The sequence below is a fragment of the Knoellia flava TL1 genome (genome assembly GCF_000768675.1).
Taxonomy (GTDB): Bacteria; Actinomycetota; Actinomycetes; order Actinomycetales; family Dermatophilaceae; genus Knoellia; species Knoellia flava.
On the sequence record NZ_AVPI01000075.1, the window covers coordinates 1 to 4,241 of the forward strand.

The 4,241-nt window shown below is 71.9% G+C and carries 5 protein-coding genes; 2 read left to right on the forward strand and 3 right to left on the reverse strand.

Annotation, left to right across the window (positions count from 1 at the left end; all coding sequences use genetic code 11):
• Nucleotides 1-151 precede the first annotated feature (151 nt).
• The 3 genes from N798_RS15815 to cofD form a co-directional block, all read right to left on the reverse strand.
• Entirely contained in the window at nucleotides 152-766 is a 615-nt protein-coding gene (locus N798_RS15815) for a hypothetical protein (protein ID WP_035950440.1), read from the reverse strand.
• A gap of 103 nt (nucleotides 767-869) precedes the next feature.
• Nucleotides 870-2,030: a coenzyme F420-0:L-glutamate ligase gene (locus tag N798_RS15820; RefSeq protein ID WP_229708663.1), complete on the reverse strand. Its 1,161-nt coding sequence runs from the start codon at nucleotides 2,028-2,030 to the stop codon at nucleotides 870-872.
• 28 nt (nucleotides 2,031-2,058) lie between these two features.
• A complete protein-coding gene (gene cofD / locus N798_RS15825; RefSeq protein ID WP_035950444.1) occupies nucleotides 2,059-3,033 on the reverse strand; it encodes a 2-phospho-L-lactate transferase in 975 nt (324 codons plus the stop codon).
• A gap of 199 nt (nucleotides 3,034-3,232) precedes the next feature.
• On the opposite strand from cofD, the gene N798_RS15830 reads away from it, so the two are divergent.
• Both N798_RS15830 and N798_RS15835 read left to right on the forward strand, forming a co-directional pair.
• Entirely contained in the window at nucleotides 3,233-3,496 is a 264-nt protein-coding gene (locus N798_RS15830; protein ID WP_035950446.1) for a WhiB family transcriptional regulator, read from the forward strand.
• Nucleotides 3,497-3,535: 39 nt separating this feature from the next.
• The coding region (locus N798_RS15835) for a glycosyltransferase (RefSeq protein WP_198030765.1) at nucleotides 3,536-4,241 on the forward strand (706 nt) is incomplete at its 3' end.

Sequence of the window (4,241 nt, forward strand, 5' to 3'; positions counted from 1 at the left end):
GGTCCGCCACCGCCGTCGACACCGCCCCCAGGTTCATGGTTCGATTGTACTCGAACACGCGTTCGACAACAAACGCTTGTCCACACCAATCCTGCTGTGCGACAGGAGATCTGACGCTCCTGTCGATGCAGCCCAAGCCGTTCGATATGGGTCAGGCAGACGGACGCGACTCGTCCACCGTCGTCGGCATCGAGTCGAGCAGCGCGGCCAGTGGGGGAGGGATCGCATCGACATCGACCGCCGCGGCGAGCGCGCCCGCAAGCAGCTCCTTGCGCCCGGACGTCGTCGTGCCGAACCGCCTCAGCTGGTCGAGCAGGGGCCGTCCCTGCCACGCGAGCTGACGCGTGAACGCCTCGAAGGCCGGGCCGAGGCCGAGGTCGTCGATGACGGCTCGGGTGCCGTGGGTGCCCAGCGCCCGCATGAGCTCGTCCTCGAGATCGCGGCGGCAGACGAAGAAGCCGAGGTCGGACAGGTTCTCGAGCGTCGGCACGACGTCCGCGCCCAGGTCGTCGTGATGGGCTTCGAGAGCCCTCACGAAGTAGTGCGCCTCGCGCTCGTCGCACAGCCCGAGGACGCGTGGTCGAGGTCGACGAGCCAGGGCGCGGACGAGCTCGCGCCGGATGTTCGTCGCGCCTCCCATGTCGACAAGCACGCACGGCTCATCGTCCGGCGTGATCCCACGAGCCGCGCGCAGGACCCGAAGGGCGGCAACGTCGCTCGGGCCCTCGACGAGCACCCAGGTGACGGGCTGCTCGAGGGGGTCCATGCCCTCGACGATGCCAAGTCGCGGGCGGCGGCGCCACGCATTTGTGCCGTGTCTCGGAGCGGGTGCTGCTGCCGTCGACGACCGGAGGGGGTCCTGCCGCGTGTCAAGGGCCGGGCAGGAGACGCGCAGTGATCGTGTGCTCGGCGGTCGGCCCCGCACCGAGCGAGACGGACAGGCCCTCGCCCGCCGCGGCGACCTCGAGTCGTTGTGCCAGCCGACCGAGAGAGAAGTCATCGCCGGCGCCCAGCGTCACCTCTGCCGAGGCAGTGCCCTGCGTCGACGGCTCGCCGCCCTCGACGACCTGGAGGTCCACGCTCGCGTCCTCGTCGTGCATCAGGGTGACCGCGACGACGCGGCCGACGACATCGCCGAAGGTCTCGCCACCCACCGCGCGGATCCCGACCTGCTCCGACTCCGGTGAGCCGGGCCCGATCCCGAGCGCCGCGCGGACCGCCTCGACGTGACCCATGGCAAACCAGTCGCCAGGACCTGTGCGCACGAGCTGTGCAGCGCCGGACGGAACCTGCTCGTCGGCGGATCCGTCCGCGCCAGAGTCCTCATCGACAGGGCTCGGCGCCTCCGAACGCGCTGTCGCAGTACCGTTCCCGCCTTCGAACCACGACGACGGGAGGCCGCGCACGACCGCCGCACCCACCCCGTCCGCCTTGCCCTTGACGAGGTCCGCCGCGGCCGCGATCTCGTCGGCGACGGCACGGGCAGTCACCGCCAGCAGCCGCCCGTCGACGTCCGTCTCACCTCGGTGGTCCAGCAGCACGCGCAGCCCCGCGGAGCCGAGGGCGAAGTCCGTGAGGCCGGCTCGCCATGGCCGGCCGGCGGTGTCGCTGAGGACGACCGCGAGAGGTGTGGCGGACGGCATACGAGATCGCTCGAGCAAGGACGAGCGCAGGTCGCGCGCACACCGGTCCGGATCGTGGGGCAACAGCAGGAGCTCGTCGCCGGGACCGGTGTTGGACCCGTCGACCCCGGCCGCAGCCATGACCGGTCCGGCGACCGCCTCGACGACCCGCGTCACGCCCTCCGCCGTCCGGCGCTCGGCGACGACACGCACGGACTCGCGGAGCACCAGTGAGTCCTTGGATGTGTCAGAAGCCCTGAGCCCCAACGCCTTCGAGACGAGCTTGCTCGAGACGACGACGACGTCCCCAGCCTTCAGGCCGTCCGACCCCAGGGCCTCGAGCACCAGGGCTGCCACGTCGTCACCCGCCACCACCTCGGGCATGCCGACGACCGGGAGCGCCGTCACCGGACGCACCGGACCAGTCACGCCAGCCTCACCCACGCACCCGGTCCGCAAGTGCGAGAAGGCTCTTCGCCATCCGGGCCGCCGCGTCGACGTCGGTCATGAGCAACGGCTCAGGGTGCACCGCCGTCTCGACGCCGCGCACCCGCACGTCGGCATCCGCGGGGTCGACGAGCCACCCGTCGAGGAAGTCGGCATACAGCTCGGCCACGGCCGAGGCCGTCGACGACACCCCGATCGCCGAGAGGCACGCGTCGGCGTGCCCGCGCACCGGGCGACCCGAGATGAGCGGCGACACCCCCACCACCGGAGCCCGGGACCCGCGCAGCGCGTCGCGCACACCCGGGACGCCGAGGATGATCCCGATCGAGACGACCGGGTTCGACGGCGGCAGGACGACGACGTCGGCAGAACGCAGCGCCTCCAGGACACCCGGCGCGGCGGCCGCCCTGTCAAGCCCGGCGACGACGAACCGCGTGGCCGGCACCTCCGCCCGCATCCGCACCCACCACTCCTGGAAGTGGACCGCCTTCTCGCCGGCGCCGTCGCCCTCGTCGAGCACGACGTGGGTCTCCACCGGCACGTCGGTCATCGGCAGCAGCCGGATGCCACGGCCGGGCAGCCCCCACCGGGCAGCGAGCCGACCCGTCACCTCCGAGGCCGTGAGTCCCTGCGCCAGCCACTGCGAGCGCACGATGTGGGTGCCGAGGTCGAGGTCGCCGAGCGTGAACCACTGGGGCACCGCGCCGTAGGCCGCGAGCTCGCCCTGGACCCTCGTCGACTCGTCCGCGCGCCCCCACCCCTGAGCCTCGTCGATCCCTCCGCCGAGGGTGTAGAGGAGGGTGTCGATGTCGGGGCACACCCGGAGCCCGAAGAGGCTGATGTCGTCACCGGTGTTGGCGATGATCGTCAGCTCGGATTCCGGTGCCACGACGTCGAGATGGGCCTTCAGTCCCCTCAGGAAACGGGCTCCGCCGACGCCGCCCGCGAGGGCCGTGATACGCATGGGGGCCAGTCTGGACCACCGGCGAGTTCGCCCGACACGCCGGTCCGTTTCGAGAAAGCTGCCCCGATAGCAGAACTCGGCTTGACGGATGGGGATGACACGCGTGTAATTTCACCATTGTGTCCCAGCGAATACGTTCTCTCGCTCAGGGAGAAGGCCGGGGGCATGAGTTGGGTCGCAGAGGGTCGAGGAGGCAGCGATGCACGAGTTGCAGTTGATCGACGCCATGGTCGAGGAGGAGACGGTCCTCTCCTGGCAGGAGCGCAGTCTGTGCGCACAGACGGATCCGGAGGCGTTCTTCCCGGAGAAGGGCGGATCCACCCGCGAGGCCAAGAAGGTCTGTGTCGGGTGCGACGTCCGGTCCGAGTGCCTCGAGTACGCCCTGGCCAACGACGAGCGCTTCGGCATCTGGGGTGGGCTGTCCGAGCGAGAGCGTCGCAAGCTCAAGAAGCGCGCGGTCTGACCGGGCCCGCGCCCCCCCATGACGCTGACGACTGCCACCGTGCTCCCCCCTGCCGCCTCACCAGCGAGGCAGGCAGTCCGGGCCGTCGTCCTCACCGCCGGAGCACGCCCGGGCCTGCGCGCCCTGCTCGACGCGCTCGCTGCCTCTGCGACCCGACCTGACTCCGTCGTCGTCCTCGACACCTCGTCCGAGGAGGGCGCGGCCGAGGTGGTCGCCGCCGCGTCGTCCCGCACCTTCGCCGTCGAGCACGTCTCCCTCGACTCCCGTATGCCGGATCGCGCGGCGGTCACGCACTGGCTCACCACCGGTGACGTCCCCGACGACGACCTGGTCTGGCTGCTTCCCGTCGGGTGCGTCCCCGAGCCCGGCACCCTCGGCCGGCTCCTCGCGGCCCACCGACGCAGCCCCTCCGTCGGCCTCGTCGGTCCCAAGCACGTCGACGCCACCCAGCCCGGCACCCTGCGGTCCGTCGGCATCACGACGACGCGCTCGGGGCGCGTCGTCGAGGACCCGCCGCTCGGCGAGCCCGACCAGGGCCAGTACGACCTGCGTCGCGACGTCATCGCCGTCCCGCTCGCCGGGATGCTCGCCTCCGCCGGCGCCCTGCGCTCCCTCGGCGGCTGGGAGCGCTCCTTCGGCGACCTCGGCGGCGACCTCGACCTCGGCTGGCGAGCGCAGCTCTCCGGCCACCGCGTCGTCGTCGCGCCCGACGCGCGGCTGCGCTCGGTCGCCGCACTCGGGCTCG